This is a genomic window from Winogradskyella sp. J14-2 (genome assembly GCF_001971725.1).
GTDB lineage: Bacteria > Bacteroidota > Bacteroidia > Flavobacteriales > Flavobacteriaceae > Winogradskyella.
The window spans coordinates 3075565-3098687 of sequence record NZ_CP019388.1 but is presented as its reverse complement, the minus strand read 5'-3'; the positions used below and the strand labels follow the sequence as shown (position 1 = coordinate 3098687).

16 protein-coding genes are annotated in these 23123 nt (G+C 35.5%); 10 read left to right on the top strand and 6 right to left on the bottom strand.

Going from position 1 to position 23123, the window contains the following annotated elements:
* The first annotated feature begins 22 nt into the window (after positions 1 to 22).
* Positions 23 to 1831 carry an acyl-CoA dehydrogenase family protein gene (locus tag BWZ20_RS13945; protein WP_076620816.1) on the top strand — a complete coding sequence of 603 codons (1809 nt, stop codon included), beginning with the start codon at positions 23 to 25 and terminating at the stop codon, positions 1829 to 1831.
* Between the two features lie 73 nt (positions 1832 to 1904).
* Here BWZ20_RS13945 and BWZ20_RS13940 read toward each other — a convergent pair whose 3' ends face one another.
* Positions 1905 to 2744, bottom strand: coding sequence for a T9SS type A sorting domain-containing protein (locus BWZ20_RS13940; protein WP_076620815.1), 840 nt, complete (start codon positions 2742 to 2744; stop codon positions 1905 to 1907).
* Between the two features lie 267 nt (positions 2745 to 3011).
* Between BWZ20_RS13940 and BWZ20_RS13935 the strand changes: the two genes are divergently transcribed.
* The 5 genes from BWZ20_RS13935 (at position 3012) to BWZ20_RS13915 (ending at position 8651) form a co-directional block, all read left to right on the top strand.
* Positions 3012 to 4610, top strand: a complete 1599-nt coding sequence (locus BWZ20_RS13935) for a nuclear transport factor 2 family protein (RefSeq protein ID WP_076620814.1) — start codon at positions 3012 to 3014, stop codon at positions 4608 to 4610.
* Between the two features lie 67 nt (positions 4611 to 4677).
* On the top strand, positions 4678 to 6030 hold the full coding sequence (locus BWZ20_RS13930; RefSeq protein WP_076620812.1) for a M28 family metallopeptidase: 1353 nt from the start codon (positions 4678 to 4680) through the stop codon (positions 6028 to 6030).
* A 48-nt stretch (positions 6031 to 6078) separates the two neighbouring features.
* Positions 6079 to 6426 (top strand): hypothetical protein, encoded by a 348-nt coding sequence (locus BWZ20_RS13925; RefSeq protein ID WP_076620811.1) that lies wholly within the window; start codon positions 6079 to 6081, stop codon positions 6424 to 6426.
* 2 nt (positions 6427 to 6428) lie between these two features.
* A complete protein-coding gene (locus BWZ20_RS13920) occupies positions 6429 to 8060 on the top strand; it encodes a M1 family metallopeptidase (RefSeq protein WP_076620810.1) in 1632 nt (543 codons plus the stop codon).
* An 18-nt stretch (positions 8061 to 8078) separates the two neighbouring features.
* Positions 8079 to 8651: a YdeI/OmpD-associated family protein gene (locus BWZ20_RS13915; RefSeq protein ID WP_076620809.1), complete on the top strand. Its 573-nt coding sequence runs from the start codon at positions 8079 to 8081 to the stop codon at positions 8649 to 8651.
* A 30-nt stretch (positions 8652 to 8681) separates the two neighbouring features.
* Here the strand turns inward: BWZ20_RS13915 and BWZ20_RS13910 are convergent, their stop codons facing one another.
* Together BWZ20_RS13910 and BWZ20_RS13905 are read right to left on the bottom strand one after the other, a co-directional pair.
* Positions 8682 to 9410, bottom strand: a complete 729-nt coding sequence (locus tag BWZ20_RS13910; protein WP_076620808.1) for a LytR/AlgR family response regulator transcription factor — start codon at positions 9408 to 9410, stop codon at positions 8682 to 8684.
* Positions 9407 to 10453, bottom strand: coding sequence for a sensor histidine kinase (locus tag BWZ20_RS13905; protein WP_076620807.1), 1047 nt, complete (start codon positions 10451 to 10453; stop codon positions 9407 to 9409). Before BWZ20_RS13905 ends, BWZ20_RS13910 begins: the two co-directional genes overlap by 4 nt.
* A gap of 190 nt (positions 10454 to 10643) precedes the next feature.
* Here BWZ20_RS13905 and BWZ20_RS13900 point away from each other — a divergent pair, with 190 nt between their 5' ends.
* Both BWZ20_RS13900 and BWZ20_RS13895 read left to right on the top strand, forming a co-directional pair.
* A complete protein-coding gene (locus BWZ20_RS13900) occupies positions 10644 to 13046 on the top strand; it encodes a TonB-dependent receptor domain-containing protein (protein ID WP_076620806.1) in 2403 nt (800 codons plus the stop codon).
* Between the two features lie 46 nt (positions 13047 to 13092).
* Positions 13093 to 13731: a hypothetical protein gene (locus BWZ20_RS13895; RefSeq protein WP_157358417.1), complete on the top strand. Its 639-nt coding sequence runs from the start codon at positions 13093 to 13095 to the stop codon at positions 13729 to 13731.
* A gap of 135 nt (positions 13732 to 13866) precedes the next feature.
* On the opposite strand, the gene BWZ20_RS13890 is transcribed toward BWZ20_RS13895, so the two are convergent.
* Together BWZ20_RS13890 and BWZ20_RS13885 are read right to left on the bottom strand one after the other, a co-directional pair.
* On the bottom strand, positions 13867 to 15330 hold the full coding sequence (locus BWZ20_RS13890) for a magnesium chelatase (protein ID WP_076620804.1): 1464 nt from the start codon (positions 15328 to 15330) through the stop codon (positions 13867 to 13869).
* 89 nt (positions 15331 to 15419) lie between these two features.
* Complete coding sequence (locus BWZ20_RS13885; RefSeq protein WP_076620803.1) at positions 15420 to 16559, bottom strand: vWA domain-containing protein; 1140 nt, start codon at positions 16557 to 16559, stop codon at positions 15420 to 15422.
* A 122-nt stretch (positions 16560 to 16681) separates the two neighbouring features.
* Between BWZ20_RS13885 and BWZ20_RS13880 the strand changes: the two genes are divergently transcribed.
* Complete coding sequence (locus BWZ20_RS13880; RefSeq protein WP_076620801.1) at positions 16682 to 19891, top strand: WD40/YVTN/BNR-like repeat-containing protein; 3210 nt, start codon at positions 16682 to 16684, stop codon at positions 19889 to 19891.
* 30 nt (positions 19892 to 19921) lie between these two features.
* On the opposite strand, the gene BWZ20_RS13875 is transcribed toward BWZ20_RS13880, so the two are convergent.
* Positions 19922 to 20599 carry a Crp/Fnr family transcriptional regulator gene (locus tag BWZ20_RS13875; protein ID WP_076620800.1) on the bottom strand — a complete coding sequence of 226 codons (678 nt, stop codon included), beginning with the start codon at positions 20597 to 20599 and terminating at the stop codon, positions 19922 to 19924.
* Between the two features lie 112 nt (positions 20600 to 20711).
* Between BWZ20_RS13875 and BWZ20_RS13870 the strand changes: the two genes are divergently transcribed.
* The gene (locus BWZ20_RS13870; RefSeq protein ID WP_076620798.1) at positions 20712 to 23087 is read left to right on the top strand and encodes a heavy metal translocating P-type ATPase; all 2376 of its coding nucleotides are present in this window, start codon (positions 20712 to 20714) and stop codon (positions 23085 to 23087) included.
* Positions 23088 to 23123 lie beyond the last annotated feature (36 nt).

Genomic DNA, 23123 nt, shown 5'->3' with positions numbered 1-23123 from the left:
AATCTCTTAATCTTACAAAAATATGTCAGAAATAGAAAAAGACATCCTTCGTGGAGGTCAATTCTTGGTAAAAGAAACAAATTGTGAAGACATCTTTACGCCTGAAGATTTTTCAGAAGAACAAAACATGATGAAAGAAGCGGTTATGGAATTTAACGATCGTGAGATTGTTGCCCACAGAGACCGCTTTGAAGCTAAAGATTATGCGCTTACAGAAGAAGTAATGCGCAAAGCAGGAGAGCTTGGTTTCTTAGGTGTGGCTGTACCTGAGGCTTACGATGGCCTAGGCATGGGCTTTGTATCTACTTGCTTGGTATGCGATTATATTTCGTCTGGCACAGGCTCATTTAGCACAGCTTTTGGTGCGCACACAGGTATTGGCACCATGCCTATTACACTTTACGGTACTGAAGAGCAAAAGAAAAAATACGTACCTAAATTAGCCACTGGTGAGTGGTTTGGTGCTTACTGTTTAACAGAGCCTGGTGCAGGTTCTGATGCCAACTCTGGTAAAACAAGTGCTGAACTATCGGCTGACGGTAAATCGTATAAAATTAACGGTCAAAAAATGTGGATTTCTAATGCAGGCTTCTGTAGTTTAATGATTGTTTTTGCACGTATTGAAAACGACAAAAACATTACAGGATTCATCGTAGAATACGATCCTGAAAATCCAAACGGTATTACACTCGGCGAAGAGGAACATAAGCTCGGTATTCGTGCCAGCTCTACTAGACAAGTATTTTTTAACGATACCATTGTACCAGTAGAAAATATGTTGGCTGGTCGTGGCGAAGGTTTTAAGATTGCCATGAACGCCCTAAATGTTGGCCGTATTAAATTAGCTGCGGCTTGCTTAGATTCGCAACGTCGAATTTTAACTACCGCAGTAAATTACGCCAATGAGCGCAAACAGTTTAACACACCAATTGCCGATTTTGGTGCCATAAAAGCAAAGCTTGCACAAATGGCTACAAGTGCCTATGCTGGCGAATCTGCAACGTATAGAGCAGCTAAAAATATTGAAGACCGCATTGCGCTGCGTGTTGCTGCTGGAAACTCACATCAGGAAGCCGAATTAAAAGGTGTTGAGGAATACGCTATTGAATGTTCGATTTTAAAGGTAGCTGTATCAGAAGATGTACAAAACTGTGCTGACGAAGGTATCCAAATCTTTGGAGGCATGGGCTTTTCTGAAGAAACACCAATGGAAGCTGCTTGGAGAGATGCTCGTATTGCACGTATTTACGAAGGCACCAACGAAATTAACAGAATGCTTTCTGTTGGTATGCTCGTTAAAAAAGCCATGAAAGGTCATGTAGATTTATTAGGTCCTGCAATGAAAGTGCAAGAAGAGCTAATGGGTATTCCTTCTTTTGACACACCAGACTACTCAGAGCTTTTCTCCGAAGAAAAAGAAATGATTGCTAAGCTTAAAAAGGTATTCTTAATGGTAGCTGGTGCAGCAGTTCAAAAGTTTGGTCCAGATATGGAAAAACACCAACAGCTTTTAGTTGCTGCTGCAGATATTTTAATAGAAATATATATGGCAGAATCTACAATTTTAAGAACTGAAAAAAATGCAAAACGTTTTGGTGAAGAGGCTCAATCTGTACAAATTGCTATGTCTAAGCTATATTTATTTAATGCGGTAAATATTATTGAAGATAAAGGTAAAGAAAGTATTATTTCGTTTGCTGAAGGAGATGAGCAACGTATGATGCTTATGGGCTTAAAACGTTTCACTAAATATCAAAATTATCCGGATATCGTTGATTTACGAAACGAAATTGCCGAAAAAGTAAAGGCAGAAAATAAATACTGCTTTTAGTTTAAGTTTAAGTCAGAAATGGAAAAAGTCAATTCAATAGAATTGGCTTTTTTATTTCACCGTGTTAGTTAGACTAGTTAACAATAATTTTCTTTGTAATGACTTTATTATCATTTGTATTAATCCTAACAATATAAGTACCAGAAGTTAAATTATCTATCCTATACTCCGAACGAATATTATCTATTACATCTTTAATATTATAAACTAATTGACCTGAAATATTATAAACTTCAATATTTGTTAAAATTGAGTTTGTAGGATTAAGAACTACTAACTTATCACTATTCATTTCATAATAAAACTCTAATTGATTTTCTTCATTATCATCAATACTCAAAGCACTAGGATTTTGAAATCCCAAAACAAATCTATCTTGATAAATACCTGCAGGTAAGGTTGCCTCATAATTAGTACTTCTTAAATCGTAATGCATACCAAGCTCGGTATCATAAAGTATAATACCCCATTCATCTGGTACATTTTCTAAAGATTGAATAGCTATTACTACATCACCGACAGCACTTTTTTGTATATTGAGAGGTAAAGAAGTTTCTTCAGTATCTACAGCGCCAATGCCCTGTATCACAAACAGTTCTTCATTGATTAACCAAGACATATCATCTACCTGTACGTCATTTAGGTGACCATCAAATCCCCAATCATAGCCATCTGTACATCTTTCGTCGACAGTTAAGAGAATTTCTCTGTTTATAATACCTATAGAAGTAAATAACAGTCTTATTTTAGGCCTGTCATCAACTTCAGCGGTTTCTGTAGATATATTCATTTCGTCTGTAGGTAGAACGTTGTTTTCGTTTTCAGCCGTACTATTTTGCCCAAAACTAGTTTGTAGTAGCAATAGACACATAAAAAAACTTATGGTGTTAATGGATGATTTGATAGGATTCATAACTCTAGAGGGATTAAGTTATACTAAGGATTGGTGTCTTTGTTTGGTTTGATATATCTAATATTAAAAAAAGTCCCTCATTATCAGGCTAATCCTTTTTAAAAGCCTATTAATTCGCTAAACTGTTATCAATTGCAAGTTTTGTCGATAAATTGTATTCTCTTTAAAATAATAATTGATTCTTATGCCTTCAACCTTAATTTAAAGCATTTTAGAAAACAGCAATCTAGATAATGCTTATATTTAAGGAATCAATCTTGCTACCTTATGAAATATTGTTTTTTAATCTTATTTCCCTTTTTTTTCACTCTTGGCTTTGCGCAATCTAATTCTGAAATCTTTCTTTTTGACTTAAATAAGAACAACGCTAAAATTAAAGTTTCAAATGGTACCAACATATCAAATAATGAAGGATATGATAACCAACCTTCGTTCTTTGGAGACACCAATATTTTGTATGCTTCTACGAGAAGTGGGCAAACCGATATTGCTCAATATCATATAACCTACAAATCAAAAACATTTATAAATTTTACTAAAGGAGGTGAATACACACCTTTGAAAATTCCGAATAAAAATGCTGTTTCTGCTGTTAGATTAGATACAGATGGCAAACAACGTCTATATAGTTATAATCTAAGTAATGGTGAATCTACAGAGTTAATAAAAGATTTGATCGTTGCCTACTATACTTGGTACGATGAAAACTCAATAGTTTCTGCTGTTATTGAAAACGAGCAACTAAATTTATATCTCACAAACATTACAGATGGTAAAAGCAGAAAATATGCTACAAGTGTAGGTCGTTCGTTTCATAAAATCCCTAAATCCGATTTAGTGAGTTTTATTTATAAAGAAGCTAACAAACCATGGCAAATAAGATCTTTAAATCCTGAAAACGGTGTTACAAGACTCATCGCAAATACTATGGAAGGTGTTGAAGATATTTGCTGGCTAGACAGCAAAACACTTCTATCTGGCAAAAATGGAATATTGTATAAATTAACGCTTAAACAAGATAACAACTGGAAAAGAATTGCGGATTTATCGTCTTATGGTATTAAAAACATTACGCGTCTTGCGACTAACAAAGATGGCTCAAAACTTCTTATTGCTGCAGATATACATTCAGAAAATGAAAATTTAGAAGTTAGTGATAGTACAAATGACCAAACTGAAGCTATAACACTATTATCTGATACCGAAGCAGCTGCCATAGTGCAAAAACACATTGCACCATTTAATACTAGAGATCTTAATGCTTTTTCAAATGCTTTTGATGCTAATGTGGTAGTCAATAAGTTTCCAAAAGATTACATGTATTCAGGCAGAAACACTCTCAAAGAAAATTACAGAGAGTTTTTTAGAAATAACAAAAAATCTAACGTCAAAGTCTTAAACCGCATGGTGCTCAATAATTATGTTGTTGATGAAGAATTGGTAACACTTAATAATCTTACCATAAGACAAGCTACAGTATATAATGTAGATAAAGATGGTATAAAATCCATGACATTTATTAGAAATAAAAATACTACATCTAATCCTGAGACTATTGTAAACGAGCAGTTAGAAGCTTATAACAAACGCGATATCGAAGAGTTCGGTAAAACCTATACAAAAGACATTAAGCTTTACCAATTTCCAGAAGATATAACTTCTAACGGTAAAGACGAATTAGTCAAAAGATATGAAGTTATCTTTGAGAAAGTACCAGATCTAAATGCAGAAATTATGAATAGAATTGTTTTGGGCAACAAGGTTATAGATTATGAAAAAGCTACTATAAATGAAAAAGTCTATTACGCTATAGCAATTTATGAAGTTGAGGATGGTCTCATTTCAAAAGTTACCTTTATCCAATAAAAAAGTACTGCTTTTAATACTTATCTAAAATTCTAAAAAATATAACCGTTTAAAGTAAAAAATAAAAATGACTCGTTTTATAAAAATTACGCTCACCTTTTTTTGTATAACACAAGCTACATATAGCCAATTAGATTCTAAGTTATATAGTATCATCGATTCTATATCGGTAGAACGACTAAAACAAGATGTTAAAACCTTGGCCGATTTTGGCACACGCCACACCCTAAGTGATACAGTTTCTGAAACACGTGGCATTGGTGCGGCACGACGTTGGATTAAAGCTGAATTTGACAATATTTCAAAAGATTGCAACAGCTGCTTAGAGGTATTTTTCCAAGAGAATTTCTTCAAAAAAGGAACAAATCAGCGCATTATAAAAGACGTAAATATCGTCAACGTTGTTGCCATTCAAAAAGGTACCAAATATCCTAATCGCTATATTATAATGAGTGGCGATATTGATTCTAGAGTGTCAGACCCAACAGATTTTACATCAGATTCGCCAGGTGCTAACGATAATGCTACAGGTATGGCAGGTGCTATTGAGGCTGCTAGAGTGCTTTCAAAATATAAGTTTGAAAGCAGTATTGTGTATTTAGGACTATCTGGTGAGGAACAAGGTTTGTTTGGCGGCCAAGGCATGGCCAAGTATGCCAAGGACAACAATTGGGACATTATTGGTGTGCTAAACAATGATATGATAGGAAATATTAAAGGTGTTGATGGAGTGATTGACAATAGAGCCTTCCGCATCTTTTCTGAACCTATTACGACTGATGAAACCGATCCAGAAAAACTGGCCAGATCAGCTAGAGCAAGACGTTTTTATGGTGGTGAAGTTGATGGTATCTCAAGGCAATTAGCGCGCTACGTTCATAAAACCACACAAACCTATATGCCAGAGATGAACCCAATGATGATTTACCGTCTAGACCGATTTGGTCGTGGTGGCCATCACAGACCTTTTAACGATGCTGGTTTTGCAGGCATTCGTATTATGGAAGCCCACGAAAACTATACGCAACAACATCAAGACATCCGAACCGAAAACGGCATCAATTATGGCGATACCTTTGAGCACGTTAACTTTGGTTATGCCAAAAAACTAACAGCCGTTAATGCCATTACCATGGCGAGCCTTGCCTCCGCTCCACCAGCACCCAATGACGTCGGTATTGGTGGTATTGTAGAACCATCAGCAAAATTGGAATGGAACAAGGTTGATGGTGCCAAAGGGTACAAAATTTATTGGAGAGATACCACATCTCCAAGTTGGGATTATAGCCGCTATGTTGGCGACGTTACCGAATTTACTTTAGAAGGCATCGTTATTGATAATTTCCTTTTTGGCGTGGCAGCTGTGGGTGAGGATGGGCATGAGAGCTTGGTGGTGTTTCCAAATAAAATAATGAGATAGTGTTTACAATTTCTGCAGAAATAAAAAATTAAATAAAATTTAGAACATATGCTTAAAAAATTAAAACCTCATATTCCAGAATTATTTTTAATTGCTTCTGTCATTTATTATTGGGCTTTAACCGCAAATCTTCTCAATCCATTTGCTATTGGCTTATTAGCTGTTCTTGCCTATCAAATAGTAAATAAAAAAGCAACTTTTGGTTTAATCATTTCTATTACGGTTATAGCGCTCACTTTATTTTTAGTTTTGGCACTGTTTTCTGAATTATCAGAATTCGATGTTGCTAACCAAAACTATACGAACCTTCTAATTTTTGGAATCTTATACTTAGGAACAAATTTGGTTTTAGGTGGAACAATGCTTGTTAAATATTTAAAACAAAAAATGATTTAATAGTGAAATATAGATTACTTATACTTGGTATACTCATAACAACTTCAATTAATGCACAGTTACTTAAAGACAAAGCTCAATTTACCAAACAAGATACCTTGAGAGGAAGCATAACACCTGAGCGCGAATGGTGGGACTTAAATTATTATGATCTTAATATCAAAGTCCAACCAGATAAGAAGTTTATTGCTGGTTACAATATTATACGCTATAAAGTTTTAAAATCACATAACATAATACAAATTGATTTGCAAGACCCATTAGAAATCGTGGCTTTTGTGCAAGACGATGTTCAGTTAGACTATAATAAAATTGGGTCGGCCTATTTTGTGTTTTTACAAAAAGAACAGGTGCCGGGAGACTACAATGAGTTATATGTTCAATATTCTGGACAACCAAAAGAAGCAGTCCGCGCTCCTTGGGATGGCGGCTTTTCATGGAAAAAGGACAAAAACGGTAATCATTTTGTAGCGACCTCTTGCCAAGGTTTGGGCGCGAGTGTTTGGTGGCCTAACAAAGACCACATGTACGACGAGGTGGACAGTATGCTTATTAGTGTTACAGTTCCTAGAGGACTAAAAAACATCTCAAATGGAAGACTTCGCGACATTAGGCTAAATAATGATAATACCGAAAGATGGAGTTGGTTTGTGAGCAACCCGATAAATAACTACGGAGTGAATATAAATATTGGAGATTATGAGAATTTTTCTGAGTCATACGAAGGAGAAAAAGGAAATCTAGACATGTATTACTGGGTACTTTCTTACAATCTTGAAAAAGCAAAAGAACATTTTAAAGATGCACCAAAAATGATGAAAGCCTTTGAACATTGGTTTGGGCCTTATCCGTTTTACGAGGATAGCTTTAAGTTGGTTGAAGTGCCTTATTTGGGCATGGAGCACCAAAGTTCGGTGACTTATGGTAATAAGTTTAAGAATGGGTATTTAGGAAACGATTTATCTGGCACTGGTTGGGGACTAAAATTCGATTTTATCATCATTCACGAAGCTGGCCACGAGTGGTTTGCCAATAACATTACCAATAAAGATATTGCAGATATGTGGATTCATGAAGGATTTACCGCGTATTCCGAAAACTTATTTTTGGATTACTATTACGGTAAGGAAGCTGCTGCAGATTATGTAATAGGCACACGCGCCAACATTCAAAACGACCGACCTTTAATTGGGCAATACCACGTAAATAACGAAGGATCTAGCGATATGTATTACAAAGGCGCCAATATGCTGCATACACTAAGACAACTTATTGGAGATGATGAAAAATGGAGACAAATACTTCGTGGTTTAAATTCTGAATTTTACCACCAAACTGTTACCACCAAACAGATTGAAGATTACATAAGCGAACAATCTAAAATTGATTTAGCTGAATTTTTCGATCAGTATTTGAGAACAACGATGATTCCAACTTTAGAATACAAAATTGAAAACGGAGAATTAAAATACCGTTGGATAAACATTGTAGATGGTTTTGATATGCCAGTTCAAATTGAAATTGACGGAAAATCAGAGTGGCTTTTCCCTAAAGCAGAGTGGCAGATAAAATCTGTAAAAGCTAACGATATAAAGATTGACAGGGATTTTTATGTGGAATCAAAAAATATTTGAAACTAATAAACATTAACCTTGAAAAACATACCAGAACTCTACTTTGAACGCGACACTGACTGGTACGATTGGCTGCAAAACAACCATTATAAACACAAAGCCGTTTATCTTATTTTCTATAAATTGGAAATGAACATCCCAACGATGCGCTGGGAAGAAGCTGTAAAAGTGGCTTTATGTTTTGGTTGGATTGATGCAACCGTAAAGAGCCTTGGCCAAGGAAAACGGATTCAATATTTTACAAAACGAAACCCCAAAAGTACGTGGAGCGCACTTAATAAAGCATACGTTGAAGAATTAGAGGCTGCAGGATTAATACAAGAGGCTGGCTATAAAATGATTGCATTAGCCAAGAAATCTGGAACTTGGTCTGCTATGGATGATGTTGAAAATGGTGTTATTCCTAAGAACCTTCAACAAGCATTTGATAAAAATCCACGAGCTTTTGAAAATTATAAAAATTTCTCTAAAGGCTACAGAAAGAGCTATCTTTCATGGTTACAAAGCGCTAAACGTGAAGATACCCAACAAAAAAGAATTACAGAAATTATAAGGCTTTGTGAAGCAAATATTAAAAGTCGAAGTGTTTAGTTAATGATGCCTTGTCTTGCTGAGCTTAATTTAAAACATCAATTTCTTGATATTGTCCATATAACCACGACTAACTCTTACCACGTCACCATTTTTCATCATTACATCGTAACTTTTAGAATATTTATGCAATTCCTTCACGGCATTTAAGTTAATAATTGAAGACCGATGTACTCTTATAAATATTGCCGAATTTAACTTTTCTTCAAGGGTAGAAATACCATAATTACTCACATAAGTTTTATCGTCAGTCACTAGTTTAGAATAATCACCGTAGGCTTCAATACGTATTACATTTTCTAAAGCAATTGTTACTAGTTTGTTTTGACTTTGTACTAAAATCTTATTTGGCGATTTAGCTGTTTCCATGAGTAAACTTTCTGCCAATGGTCTTGCTTTGTTTTCAACTTTATTCTCATTTAAACGCTCTACAGCAAGCTTAAAACGGTCTTTTGTGTAAGGCTTTAACAAGTAATCTACAGCATGAACCTCAAAGGCTTTTAGCGCATACTGATCATAAGCTGTTGAGAATATGATTTGTGGCAGTTCATCTAAATGCGTAAGTACATCAAAGCCTGTCATTCCGGGCATTTGAATATCTAAAAACACCAAATCGGGTTTAAACTCATTGATCATTTTAACGGCATCTACGCCATTATTGGCTTCGCCCAAAAGAATTAAATCTCGATAATCTTTTAGGTATTCCTTAATTAACTTTCGTCCAGCCGCTTCATCATCTACTATGATTACTTTTTTCATATTGCAAATTCAACCTTTAAACCCTTAGGCTCGTTATCTGTTAGTTTTAAAGTGCTTTGGTACATTTTTTCGAGTCTTAGCTTCGTGTTGGTAAGTCCGATACCTTTTTCAAAAACAGCTTTTTTGTCTTCAATACCAATACCTGTGTCGGCAATTTCAAAATGTAATTTATCATCTTTTTTAAAGATAGAAATATGAATTTCGCCACCTTCAATCAAAGACGACAAACCGTGCTTTATGGAATTCTCTACCAAAGGTTGCAACAACATTGGTGGAACCATTTCTTCTTTTAAATGCTCTTCAACATTAACGTCAACTTTCAATCGCTCTTGAAAGCGTTCTTTTTCCAAATCGAGATATTTATTAACAAATTCCAATTCTTCACCCAGTGGTACTTTTTCTACCTTTGAAGCTTTCAATTGATACCTAAATAGATCTGAAAGCTCGGCAATCATTCGTCTTGTTTTTTCATTTTCGGGTGGTACAGAAGCGCTAATCGTATTAAAAATGTTATATAGAAAATGTGGGTTTAATTGTGCTTTTAAAGCCGAAAGTTCACTTTTTAAAGCTGCCGTTTTCAACTCACCTTCAACCCTCAATTTTTGTTGATTTTCCTTAAAATAGCGATAGGTGAACAAACAACCAAATTGTATCATCATAAACAATGACGGAATGTACCAATCCCAAACCACACCTGGACCTCTGAGATATCTTGTTTTTCCAGTAATGTCAATAAACCAATAGCGTCCTTCACGCACACCATAAACTACAATTGGTATCATAATTACTACTGCTAATATCTGAACCAATTTTGGCTTATGCCTCAAAAGATAAACACCTAAAAACCATATTAATAGTGATGCAAAAAAATAAAATAGATACTGCATACCTGACATATTCCAATAACCCTTTGGATTGGCCCAACCCCAAAATCCTTCTTCTGGATAATTATTTCCGCTATACCAAAGGACAATGCGGTAAAGTACCGAAAAGAACAGGTAAAATAATGCTATGATGGCTATATGTCTTGCTTTAATTTTCATTTTAATCCCGAAATAAATTAAGCCTAAATATACTTTTTACTTTACCCATTTTAAAGTAAAAACAGACGAGTTGTCCTATATACAGATGAATGGGAAAGGCAACTCATCAGTCCATATGCCGACTCAACATTTTCAACGTGTAGTTCCTAATTGTGTTTTGCAGATTTGTATCAGAATAAAAAATTACACGATGAAACGACTTTTACAATTAACAGTAGTGCTATCCATAAATTTCGCATTTGCCCAAAATAGTATTACAGGTAAAGTAGTGGATGCAAACAACCAACCGATATCAAACGCTATTGTTTCGCTTCTTAATGCAGAAACTAGTGCATTTATAAAAGGTGAATTAACTAACGAAAACGGCATATTTAAGTACAAATCCATTGAAAATGGAACGTACACATTATTGATTACCAGTTTAGGTATGGAAGATTATAAATTTGAAAATTTCAGTATTGAAAATAATGCCAAAAACTTTGAAACTATAGTGATGAAAGAAGCCTCGGAAGCCTTGGAAGAAGTAACCGTGGTCGCCGAAAAACCCATGATTCAAGTTCTAGCCGATAAAACCGTTTTTAACGTTGCTGGAACGATTAATGCCATTGGCGATTCGGGTTTTGAACTGCTGCGAAAAGCACCTGGCATCATTATCGATAATTCGGATAATATTGTGGTTGAAGGAAAAGCTGGTGTCCTTATTTATATTGATGATAGACCATCCGTTTTACGAGGTCAGGATTTGGTAAACTTTCTTAAAACATTGCAAGCCAGCGATATTGAAGCTTTAGAAATTATAACGCAACCTTCGTCACGCTATGATGCGGAAGGTAACGCAGGCATCATCAATATTAAATTGAAACGCGATAAAACCTTAGGCACAAACGGAAGTTTAGCTTCAAGTTTGACTGTTGGTGAATTTGCCAGAACGAGCAGTTCTGTTTCATTCAATAACCGAAATAAAAAGACAAGTATTTACGGCACCTACAGCAATAATTTTGGGAAGAGTTTTAGTTTTATAAACCTCAACCGAACACAAAATGGTACTAATTTCGATGCCAGAACTGAAACTATTTTTGACAATAATAGCAACAACATTAGAATAGGTTTTGACTATTTCACAACACCAGAATCTACTTTTGGAATTATCCTAACAGGAAATTTCAACAATTCAAATTCTGAAAGCGATAGCCGTACACCAATTACACCCCTTGGTAACGACAATCCTAATCAAGTTTTAATTGCTGAAAGTGATTCGGACAATCAAACCTCAAATCTCTATGCCAACCTCAATTACCGATTTAAAGATACTTTGGGTCATTCTTTAAATATTGATGTCGATTTCGGAAAATATGATAGTGACCGTACCAACCTTCAACCCAATCGTTATTTAAATGGTAATGAAACTCAAGTTTTAAGTGAAAACATTGTCTTTTTTGATACACCGATTGATATTTCCATCTTTTCAGCCCAAGCAGATTATGAACAAAATTTTCTGAAAGGAAAGCTGGGTTTGGGTGCAAAATATTCTAAAGTCAATACCGACAACAGTTTCGATGCTTTTGACAGAACCAATGGTAATAACAATTTAGACGAAACACAATCAAACGATTTCATTTACGACGAACAGATTATTGCGGCATATTTTAACTACAATAGAAAATTTAAAAAATTTAATTTTCAGATTGGATTACGTACCGAAACAACCATTTCCGATGGACAGTTGGAAAGTATGCAGGATAACGCAGACGACCGTGTGACTAGAAATTACACGAATTGGTTTCCGAGTGGTGGCATTACCTATCAAGTTAATCAAAAGAACAGTTTGGCATTAATCTATAGCAAGCGTATTCAAAGACCAAATTATCAAAGTTTAAATCCGTTTCAATACCGCATTGACGAGTTATCATTTAGACAAGGTAATCCCTTTTTACAGCCGCAATACACGGATAATTTAAAGCTCTCGCATACCTACAATTATAGATTAACAACATCATTGAGCTACAGTTTTATATCCGATTTTTTTGCGCAGGTGACAGAAGCTTTAGGTGATGACCAAAACTTTATCATTCAAAGAAATGTAGCCAACCAAAAAATCATCAATTTAGGCATTTCATATCCAACAAAATTTAATGATTGGTGGCGTGTTTATTTTAGCCTTAATGCTTATAGAAGTATTTATGAAGCAACAAATCCAGACTTTGTTTCAACAAAGCAAAATACACTGAGCTTGTATGCGCAAAACACCTTTAAGCTACCTAAGGATATCACTTTTGAAGTTTCAGGTTGGTACAGTTCACCTTCAGTTTGGGGAGGCACCTACGAAACCCGAAGTTTGGGTTCATTAAATCTTGCCTTTCAAAAGAAATTTTTTGATGAAAAACTCACGGCAAGATTGGGCTTTAACGATATATTGTTTACATCACCTTGGCAAGGTTCCACGCGATTTGGTGATTTATTCATCGATGGAAATGGTGGTAGCGATAGCCGACAAGTCCGTTTTAACTTAACTTATAATTTCGGTCGTAATGAGATTAAAAAAGCTAGAAAGCGTGATACAGGAATTGAAAATGAAAAAAACAGAATGAATTAAAAATTAATATTAATTAAAAACAAAAATTATGAAAATCACGAACAAAATGAAAACAGTAACAACACTATTCCTTTTAGCAATAATGAACTTAGGATTGGCACAGAGCAATTATTTAAAAATTACACGAAGCCATACGGAAAATGACTTTATAAAATATCCGCCAGGCACAGAGTTTCAGCTAAAGGACGAAAACGACAGCGTTGTTTTCAGCAATACATCAAAAGAAAAATCTTTTAATATTAATAAGCCTTATACGCTTGTTGTTAATCCGCCATACAAAACATCAAGCAATACTTATTATTTAAAAAAAGGAAAAGTTGAAATTAAAAGCAATATTGCTTATTACGATACTCAAAAAGAGCATAATAAAACCAAAAAGAAAAAGGAAGATTACGGAATGTATAATTACGATGCCAAAGATTTTACAAAAAGCTTGAGCATGAAGAAAACAATGACGCCATCAACGCTTAATCCTAAAATGTACAATGCTACGTTTGAGTTTAACAATGGCATCGTTGCAACGTATAATGATGGCGAAATGACAGCCACTTTGAATGATGAAAATCTTAAAATCCAAGGATATTATGTTATTTATTCTAAAGATGGAATTATAAAACTAAGTTTTAGACCCAAAACTGGAGAAACTTGGTGGGTTTTTGAGCCTGTTGAAGAAAGTAAGAACTAATATATGTTAGTTAATCTGTCAGTTCGAGAATTGGTTGAGGAATTTTTTTCCGAAAACACATGGCGAAGCAAAAAAATGCAATCCCTAAAAGGTTCTCGACTACGCTCGAACTGACAGTTATTTGATTTTACTAAACTACAGACCACTAATATAACTGCCATAAGGATCCTTAAATTGAGTTCCCTCTGCATATCTGTATTTGCTCAGTTTTTTAAACTGGGTTAATCCCCAAAGAATGAATTCTTTTTCAAAATACACATCTTTTGGGTCTATATCTGGTTGATAATCGGCAATTAATGTGTCTAAAGGTTTTATTTCATCTAATTTTGATTGGTAAGTGGCATCATCAAAATCATCCAACAATTCAAAACCATCACCATTAAAAAACCATGAAATCAATGCATCGTAAGGTGTCTCGTCACCTTGCTTTTCTAATTTTTCAATCTTCGGAAAATATTCAGGAAATAATGTTTTTATAGCACTGTTCAACAATTCGTTGGCGACAAAATCGGCACCTTCCTGTTCGCCTTCATACACCAATTCTACTTTTCCTGTAATGGCAGGAATAACACCTATAAAGTCTGAAAGTCTTACAGAAGTGCTTTCATCACCAGCCAACAACGCACGTCGCTCTGCGGTACTCAGCAAATTTTCAAAAGCGGTGATGCTCATTCTGGCACTTACACCACTTTTTGCATCAATGTATTCGCTCTCGCGTGCTTCAAAACTAATTTGTTCTAATAAATCCTTGGCCAAATCTGGTACATATACAGAGGTTGCCTGACTCTCAACTAACTTGGCCTCTTGTGAGGTAATGGTACGTGCAATTTCTACACTTTCAGGATAATGCGTTAAAATCTGTGAACCAATTCTATCTTTTAATGGTGTTACAATACTACCACGATTGGTATAATCTTCTGGGTTTGCCGTAAACACAAACTGCATATCTAAAGGCAGTCGTAATTTGAATCCTCTAATTTGAATATCACCTTCCTGCAAAATATTAAATAGAGCTACCTGAATTCTGGCTTGTAAATCTGGTAACTCATTAATAACAAAAATACAACGGTTGGCACGCGGAATCATGCCGTAATGAATCACACGGTCATCTGCATAACTCAGTTTTAGGTTAGCGGCTTTTATTGGGTCCACATCGCCAATAATATCGGCAACGGTAACATCTGGTGTGGCGAGTTTTTCTGCAAAGCGCTCATTTCTATGTAACCAAGAGATTGGTGTGTTGTCGCCTTTTTGGGCAACTAATTCTTTGGCGTATCTTGATATTGGATTGAGCGGATCGTCATTAATCTCCGAGCCTTCAACCACAGGAATGTATTCATCTAAGAGGTTCACCATCATACGTGCCAAACGCGTTTTTGCCTGGCCTCGCAATCCTAATAAATTGATGTTGTGGCGCGATAAAATGGCACGTTCCAATTCTGGTATTACCGTGTTTTCGTAACCGTGGATCCCTTCAAACGTATTCTTTTTATTTTTAATGTTGGCAATGAGGTTATCTCGTAGTTCGTCCTTTATGGATTTTGGCTGGTAACCAGATTGTTTTAATTCGCCTAGTGTGGTAATTTTATTTTTTTTCATAAGTCTTAAGTCTATGCTCTATATTCTATTTTCTTATATTTCTAAGACACCCCTAAAGTCCCCTCAAGGGAACATTTCGTGATATTAAATTAGGAGATACGTTTTTTTCTGTTGTTTTCATAATCCTCAAATATCATTTGTCCCAATCCTTTTAAGCCTGTGTAGAAAGCCTTTCCGCGATTAGCTTGTGTAAACTCCCTAATAAACTGCATTAAGTACGGATCTTCCGCAATCATAAATGTGGTGATAGGAATGTGCAAACGTCTGGCTTGTTGCGCCATAGCATAGCACTTATTGGTGATAAAAGGATCTAAGCCATTACTGTTTTTATAATATTGGCCGTCTGGCATACGCAAGCAACTGGGTTTACCGTCGGTTATCATAAAAATCTGTTTATTAGTATTTCGTTTTCTACGTAACATATCCATAGCCAATTGTAAACCTGCAACAGTATTGGTATGAAATGGCCCAACTTTTAAATACGGTAATTCCTTTATTTTAATGGGCCAAGCATCATTGCCAAATACCAAAATTTCAAGTGTATCTTTAGGGTAGCGTGTGGTGATTAATTCGGCCAAGGCCATGGCTACTTTTTTGGCAGGTGTAATACGATCTTCGCCATACAAAATCATGCTGTGACTAATATCTATCATCAGCACTGTGCTCATTTGGCTTTTGTGTAGGGTTTCTTCAACCACCAAATCGTCTTCGGTTAGGCTAAAATCACCGATGCCATTGTTAATTTGAGCGTTACGCAAACTTTCGGTCACAGATACTTTTTCGAGTGCATCGCCAAATTGGTAAGCTCTAAAATCGCCTGTATGCTCATCGCCAATACCAAGACCTTTGCTTTTGTGGTTGCCAGAACCGCTTCGCTTTATTTTACCAAAAATATGTTCTAAGGCCTGTTTACGAATAGCACGTTCGGTCTTTGCGGTAATAGATAGTTTTCCTTTTCCGCTGCCATCACCTTCGTCGCCAAATTCAATCTCTTCGCGTATATAACCTTTATTTTTAAGGTCTTCAATAAAATCGTCAATGGTATAGTCTGGTGTGGTAAGCTCGTATTCCTTATCGAGTTGGCGTAACCAATCAATGGCTTCATCAAAATCTCCCGATGTGTATGTAATCAACTCTTTAAAAATTTCGAAGAGTTTTTCAAAAGGAGATTGGTGTGGTGCTTCGTAAGTTTTAAATACGAATCCTGATCTGTTTTGTTTTTCATTCATAGCATCATAAAAATACTACTTTTTAAATTAAAAAACAGGTATAAATTGACCTTAACAACTCCTTAAGATTTCACAAATAAGTTTTCGTTATTTTTAGGCTGAATTAAACTAACCTAATAACAATGAAACATATCTTTCCCTTGGTTTTTCTATTCTGCATAAGCTTTATTTCTGCGCAAGAATTCTCGATGGATTTAGTAAAAAAAATGACACCAAGAAACATTGGTCCTGCAGGCATGTCTGGCCGTGTTACTGCCATTGATGTTGTAAATAACAATCCTGACATTATGTATGTAGGTACGGCTTCTGGTGGGCTTTGGAAATCAACATCTGGCGGTATAAAATGGGAGCCTATTTTTGATAAAGAAGTTACTGCTTCAATTGGTGCGGTAGAAATTCAGCAGTCAAATCCAAGTGTTATTTGGGTAGGTACTGGTGAGGGCAATCCACGAAATTCCCTTAATGGCGGTTACGGTATTTACAAATCTCTCGATGGTGGTAAATCGTGGATGGCTATGGGTCTGGAAAAAACTAGGCATATCCACAGAATCATTGTGGACCCAAGCAACCCAAACGTGGTTTATGTTGGTGCTATTGGCTCACCTTGGGGAGAACACCCAGAACGCGGCGTTTTCAAAACTACTGATGGTGGCAAAACTTGGAATAAAATATTATTTGCCAATAACAAAACTGGTGTAGCAGATATGGTAATGGACCCTACAAATCCTAATAAGTTGTTTGTAGCTATGTGGGAACATAAACGCGATCCTTGGTTTTTTAACTCTGGTGGAGAAGGCTCTGGTTTACACATGACGCACGATGGTGGTAAAACATGGAAAAAAATTACGCCAGATGATGGTTTTCCCAAAGGAAATTTAGGCCGTATTGGCGTAGCCATTGCGGCTAACAAACCAAATATTGTATACGCACTTGTTGAAGCCGAAAAAAATGCGCTTTATAAAAGTGAAGATGGTGGTTTTAAGTGGAAAAAAATTAATGATAAAAACGATATTGGTAATCGTCCGTTTTACTATTCTGAAATTTATGTAGATCCTCAAAATGAGAATCGTGTGTATTCCGTTTTTACGTACGTAAACGTTTCTGAAGATGGTGGTAAAAATTTTGAACAGCTTATGCCTGCTTATGGTGTAAGCAATGGTGTACATCCAGATCATCATGCGTGGTGGATTCATCCAGAAGATGGTAGTTTTATGATCGATGGCAATGATGGTGGAATGAATATTACCAAAGATGGAGGAAAATCTTGGCGTTTTATTGGTAATCTTCCTGTAGCTCAGTTTTACCATATTAATGTAGATAACGAATTTCCATATAATGTTTATGGAGGCATGCAAGATAATGGCTCTTGGCGAGGACCTGCTTATGTGTGGAAAGACCAAGGCATAAGAAATAGTTACTGGCAAGAAATTAGTTTTGGCGATGGCTTTGATGTGGTCCCAGATAGAGACGATTCGCGCTATGGTTGGTCCATGAGCCAACAAGGCTATGTAAGCCGTTACGATTGGCAAACAGGGAACAATTATGGCGTGCGACCAACGCATCCCGATCCAGAGATGCAATTGCGTTTTAACTGGAATTCGGCCATAAATATTGATCCGTTTGATAATAGCACCATTTATTTTGGTAGCCAGTTTGTTCATAAATCTACCGATAAAGGCGAAACTTGGACTATAATTTCACCAGATCTTACCACTAATGACCCAGAAAAACAGAAACAATCTGAAAGCGGAGGTTTAACCATGGACGCTACTGGTGCAGAAAATCACTGTACAATCTTAGTCATAGAACCTTCACCTGTGGAAAAAGATATGCTTTGGGCAGGTACAGATGACGGTCGTGTACATTACACTACAGATGGTGGCAAAAACTGGAACGATGTTTCTAAAAACATAACAGGTTTACCAAAAGGAAGTTGGATTGCACAAATAAAAGCCTCCAACAAAAACAAAGGTGAAGCATTGTTAATTGCCAATGATTACCGTCGCTTTAACTACGCGCCTTATGCTTACCGAACCAAGAATTATGGGAAATCTTGGGAACGTATTGTAGATGAAAGAGATGTAAAAAGTTACACGTTAGCTATAGTTGAAGATATTGAAGAACCAAATCTTTTGTTTTTAGGAACTGATGATGGACTATATATATCCCTAAACGCAGGCGAAAAATGGACCAAATGGACGGAAGGCTTCCCAACAACATCTGTAAAGGATTTAGTAATTCATCCCAGAGAACATGATTTAGTTATAGGTACGTTTGGCAGAGCGGCTTGGGTATTAGACGACATAAGACCTTTAAGGGCTATAGCAAAAAACAAATCGATCATCAATTCAAATATTGAATTGTTTGATCCACCTACAGCATATCAAGCGGCTTACCAACAACCAACGGGAAGTCGTTTTGGTGCAGATGCAATGTATCATGGTGAAAATCGTGGTTATGGTGCTCACTTTTCGTACTTATTTAATAAAAAAGAACCTGTTAAATCCGACATTAAAACAGATGCTAAAAAAGGTGATAAAAATATAAGTGACAAAAAAGTTGTAAATGAGATTAGTTGGGACTCTCTAACTTTAAAAATTTATGATGGAGACCGCTTAATTAGAACACTAAAGCAAAAGGCACCTAAAGAAAACGGACTGCATAAATGGACTTGGTATATGGACGAAGCTGGTGTAAGTAGACCTTCTCGCAGAGTACGTAAACAAGACCGAGAACCAAGTGGAATTAGTGTAAAACCTGGAAATTACAAAGCTGTATTGTATTATGGAGATATAACTTCAGAAACAAAGATTTCCGTAAAGTCAGATCCTCGATTAAATATATCACAAAAGAATATTGATGAAGTTTATACTGCTTCAAAGCACTTAGAACAGTTACAGCAAAAGGCCGCTGAAGCCGTTGAACAATTGGTAAAAAGTAAAACTATTGCCGTAAACTATAAGAAAGAATTATCTAAGCTTGACAAAGAATTGTACAAAGCACAAGTTGAAAGTTCTAAAGAAGCAATCAAAGCCATTGATAGTTTAATTGACAGATATTTAGGCAAAGTAGATAAGCGTCAAGGTATTACCAGAAATCCTGAAGTGACACCAATGCAGCGCCTTGGCACTGCAAGAAGTTATGTTAGTAATAGCCAAACAGGACTAACTACTACAGAAACTACATTAATACAACATGCTAAAGACGCTTTCGACAAAGTTTTTGGCGAAACCAATAATTTCTTTAATACCACATGGAAAGATTATCAAAATACAATGAAAGATTTAAAAATCGATCCATTTAAAGAGACTAAAAGCTTTAGTATAGACTAAACAAAAAGCGCTCTAAAAAAGAGCGCTTTTTTATTCCATCCATTTAAGGCCATTGTAATCTTCAACCTTTATTCGCTTGCCCGTAGTCGATATAAGCCCTTCTTTTTTAAACTGCGATAAAATGCGAATGGCAGACTCGGTTGCTGTACCCACGATACTAGCATAGTCCTCACGAGATAGTACTATACTTAGGTAGCCTTCATTATCCGTACCAAAATTATCATGAACGTACAATAATGTTTCAGCCATTCTGCGTTTTACGGACTTCTGAGCCATATTTACTAGAGATACGTCAGACTCTTTTAAGTCATTAGCCATCTCTCTTAAGACATCCATGGTAAACTTTGGATTTTTTGATAAATCGTCAATTATTTCACTTTTAGGAATAAAACACATTTCCATATCGTTTAGGGCAACAGCGCTCAAATTTGTTTTTTGATCAGATACTAAAGAGCGCTTACCCAATAGATCTCCTTTAACCACAAGCTTTACGACTTGGTCTTTTCCGTTTTCGCTCAACTTTGTTAATTTACAGACCCCATCCCTTACACAATAAACACCATTTAGTGTTTCGCCTTCTTCAAAAATGATTTGACCTTTTTTATAAAACTTACCTGTTTTACATGCAGAAACCCGCATTAATTCATCGCGCGTCAGAGACTTTAAGGAATTAAACTCCTTAATAATACAAGACTCACATTTACTCATACCAATTGATTTAGTGACTTAATTCAAATATACTAATTACATGACAAATATCATATTTTAAAACTGCACAATGTGTCACCTTTGTTACAGGTATAAATGAGCAAATTAAACTATGGAAAACAACTCTTGTTTTCATTGTGGTGACGACTGTGGCAGCCACCCTATCACGTTTCAGGATAAATCGTTTTGTTGTAATGGTTGCAAAACTATTTTCGAAATTTTTAACGAAAATGATTTAACCTGTTACTACGATTTACAAAGTTCGCCAGGTGCAATTCCAAAAGAAATTGAAGGGAAATATGATTTTCTATCTCAGGGAAATATTGTCGAAAAACTCACGGAATTTAGAAGCGATGAGATTGAGGTGGCAACACTTTATATTCCACATATTCATTGTAGTTCTTGTATTTGGATTTTAGAAAATCTAAAAAAACTGAATCCAAGCATATCAGATTCTCAAGTTAATTTTGGTAAAAAAACGGTTAGAGTCACTTATAATTCCAAAAAAACGGACCTAAAGTCTGTTGTGCTTTTATTAAGCAGAATTGGCTATGAACCGTACATCAGTTTAGATGATTTTAAAACCGGTAAGAAGCAAATCAATAGAACGCTTATTTATAAACTGGGTATAGCTGGTTTTGCCTTTGGAAATATAATGTTCTTGTCATTTCCTGAGTATTTTGAGATCAACGAATTTTGGTTAGAACAATACAAGCACATGTTCCGTTGGCTTATGTTTGCCTTATCTATTCCTGTAGTATTTTATGCTGCCCAAGATTATTTCATTTCTGCATACAAGGGCTTAAAAGCAAAGCTATTAAACATTGATATTCCTATTGCCTTAGGTGTTTCGGTATTATTTCTAAGAAGCACAGTAGAAATAGCTTTTGACATTGGTTCTGGATTTTTTGATAGTCTCTCAGGGTTGGTTTTTTTTCTTTTATTGGGTAAATTTTTTCAGCAAAAAACTTACGCTTTTTTATCATTTGAGCGCGATTATAAAAGTTATTTCCCAATTGCAGTTACTAAAATTGAAAAAGATGGAAACGAAAACTCAATTCAGGTTTACGATATAGAAAAGGGTGACCGATTATTAATAAGAAATGAAGAGTTAATTCCTGTTGATGGTATCCTTATCAATGGTAGAGGAAAAATAGATTACAGTTTTGTTACAGGTGAATCTCAACCTGTTACTAAACAATCTGGTGACAAACTTTTTGCTGGTGGTAAACAGACATCTGGTGTCATAGAAATCGAAGCTTTAAAATCTGTGGAGCAGAGTTACCTTACACAATTGTGGAGTAATGATGTTTTTAATAAAAATAAGGAAGATGGTTTTACTACTATTACCAATAGTATAAGTAAGCACTTTACTATTGCCATACTTACAATAGCCCTAATTGCAACAAGCTACTGGCTGTTTACCGATCCCAGTAAAGCCATGAATGTATTTACGGCAGTGTTAATCATTGCGTGTCCTTGTGCTATTGCCTTGTCTGCACCTTTTACCTTTGGAAACCTACTTCGCATTTTTGGCAAGCTAAAATTTTACGTAAAAAATGCCAGTGTCATTGAGCAACTGGCACATATTAATACTGTTATTTTTGACAAAACAGGAACTATTACATCTAACAAACAAAGCAATGCTGAGTATAAGGGTATATCGTTATCTAGTTCAGAAAGCTTGGTTCTAAAAAACTCTTTAAGAGGATCTAACCATCCATTGAGTAGAACACTATACAACATTTTAGATGAACATGACATCATTACCTTAGATAGGTTTGAAGAACACGTTGGTAAAGGTATTAAAGCTGAGCATGATAATATTAACCTAAAAGTTGGGTCCGCTAGTTTTGTTGGCAATGCTGAACAAACCTCTACGCTCAATACCACAGTACATATAAGCAGTAATAATAGTTACAAAGGAAAATTCACATTTTACAACAGTTATAGAAAAGGTGTTTCAAAGCTCTTTAATAAGCTTAAAAAACATTTTGATTTGGTAATTCTATCAGGAGATAATGAGGGTGAGCGCGAAAATCTCAAAAAATTACTACCAGGAAAAACGAAACTCATTTTCAACCAAAAGCCAGATGATAAGTTAGAGTTTATAAAATACCACCAGTCTGAAGGTGCAAAAGTCTTAATGATTGGAGATGGACTTAACGATGCAGGTGCTTTGGCACAAAGTGATGTAGGTATTGCAATTTCTGAAGATGTTAATGTATTCTCGCCTGCCTGTGATGCCATCTTGGATGCTTCAAAATTTAAGCACCTGTATCGCTATATTATGGCCTCAAAATCAGCTATAAAGACCATAAAATGGAGCTTTGTGCTTTCATTTATATATAATGTAATAGGATTATATTTTGCTGTTACAGGCCAGTTAGCTCCTGTTGTTGCTGCAATTTTAATGCCTTTAAGTTCTATAAGCATAGTGGTGTTTACAACGGTATGCACTAATTATATTGGTAGAACGCTTAAATAATAATTAGAAATAAATAGAGCGACATGATAAAAGTCA

What these genes read in the sequence shown, in the direction of transcription:
- BWZ20_RS13910 (WP_076620808.1), bottom strand. Translation starts at nt 9,410, where the DNA reads ATGAAAAAAGTAATCATAGTAGATGATGAAGCGGCTGGACGAAAGTTA.
- BWZ20_RS13885 (WP_076620803.1), bottom strand. Translation starts at nt 16,559, where the DNA reads ATGAATGAAAAACAAAACAGATCAGGATTCGTATTTAAAACTTACGAA.
- BWZ20_RS13940 (WP_076620815.1), bottom strand. Translation starts at nt 2,744, where the DNA reads ATGAATCCTATCAAATCATCCATTAACACCATAAGTTTTTTTATGTGT.
- BWZ20_RS13935 (WP_076620814.1), top strand. Translation starts at nt 3,012, where the DNA reads ATGAAATATTGTTTTTTAATCTTATTTCCCTTTTTTTTCACTCTTGGC.
- BWZ20_RS13930 (WP_076620812.1), top strand. Translation starts at nt 4,678, where the DNA reads ATGACTCGTTTTATAAAAATTACGCTCACCTTTTTTTGTATAACACAA.
- BWZ20_RS13875 (WP_076620800.1), bottom strand. Translation starts at nt 20,599, where the DNA reads ATGAGTAAATGTGAGTCTTGTATTATTAAGGAGTTTAATTCCTTAAAG.
- BWZ20_RS13925 (WP_076620811.1), top strand. Translation starts at nt 6,079, where the DNA reads ATGCTTAAAAAATTAAAACCTCATATTCCAGAATTATTTTTAATTGCT.
- BWZ20_RS13900 (WP_076620806.1), top strand. Translation starts at nt 10,644, where the DNA reads ATGAAACGACTTTTACAATTAACAGTAGTGCTATCCATAAATTTCGCA.
- BWZ20_RS13890 (WP_076620804.1), bottom strand. Translation starts at nt 15,330, where the DNA reads ATGAAAAAAAATAAAATTACCACACTAGGCGAATTAAAACAATCTGGT.
- BWZ20_RS13945 (WP_076620816.1), top strand. Translation starts at nt 23, where the DNA reads ATGTCAGAAATAGAAAAAGACATCCTTCGTGGAGGTCAATTCTTGGTA.
- BWZ20_RS13895 (WP_157358417.1), top strand. Translation starts at nt 13,093, where the DNA reads ATGAAAACAGTAACAACACTATTCCTTTTAGCAATAATGAACTTAGGA.
- BWZ20_RS13870 (WP_076620798.1), top strand. Translation starts at nt 20,712, where the DNA reads ATGGAAAACAACTCTTGTTTTCATTGTGGTGACGACTGTGGCAGCCAC.
- BWZ20_RS13880 (WP_076620801.1), top strand. Translation starts at nt 16,682, where the DNA reads ATGAAACATATCTTTCCCTTGGTTTTTCTATTCTGCATAAGCTTTATT.
- BWZ20_RS13905 (WP_076620807.1), bottom strand. Translation starts at nt 10,453, where the DNA reads ATGAAAATTAAAGCAAGACATATAGCCATCATAGCATTATTTTACCTG.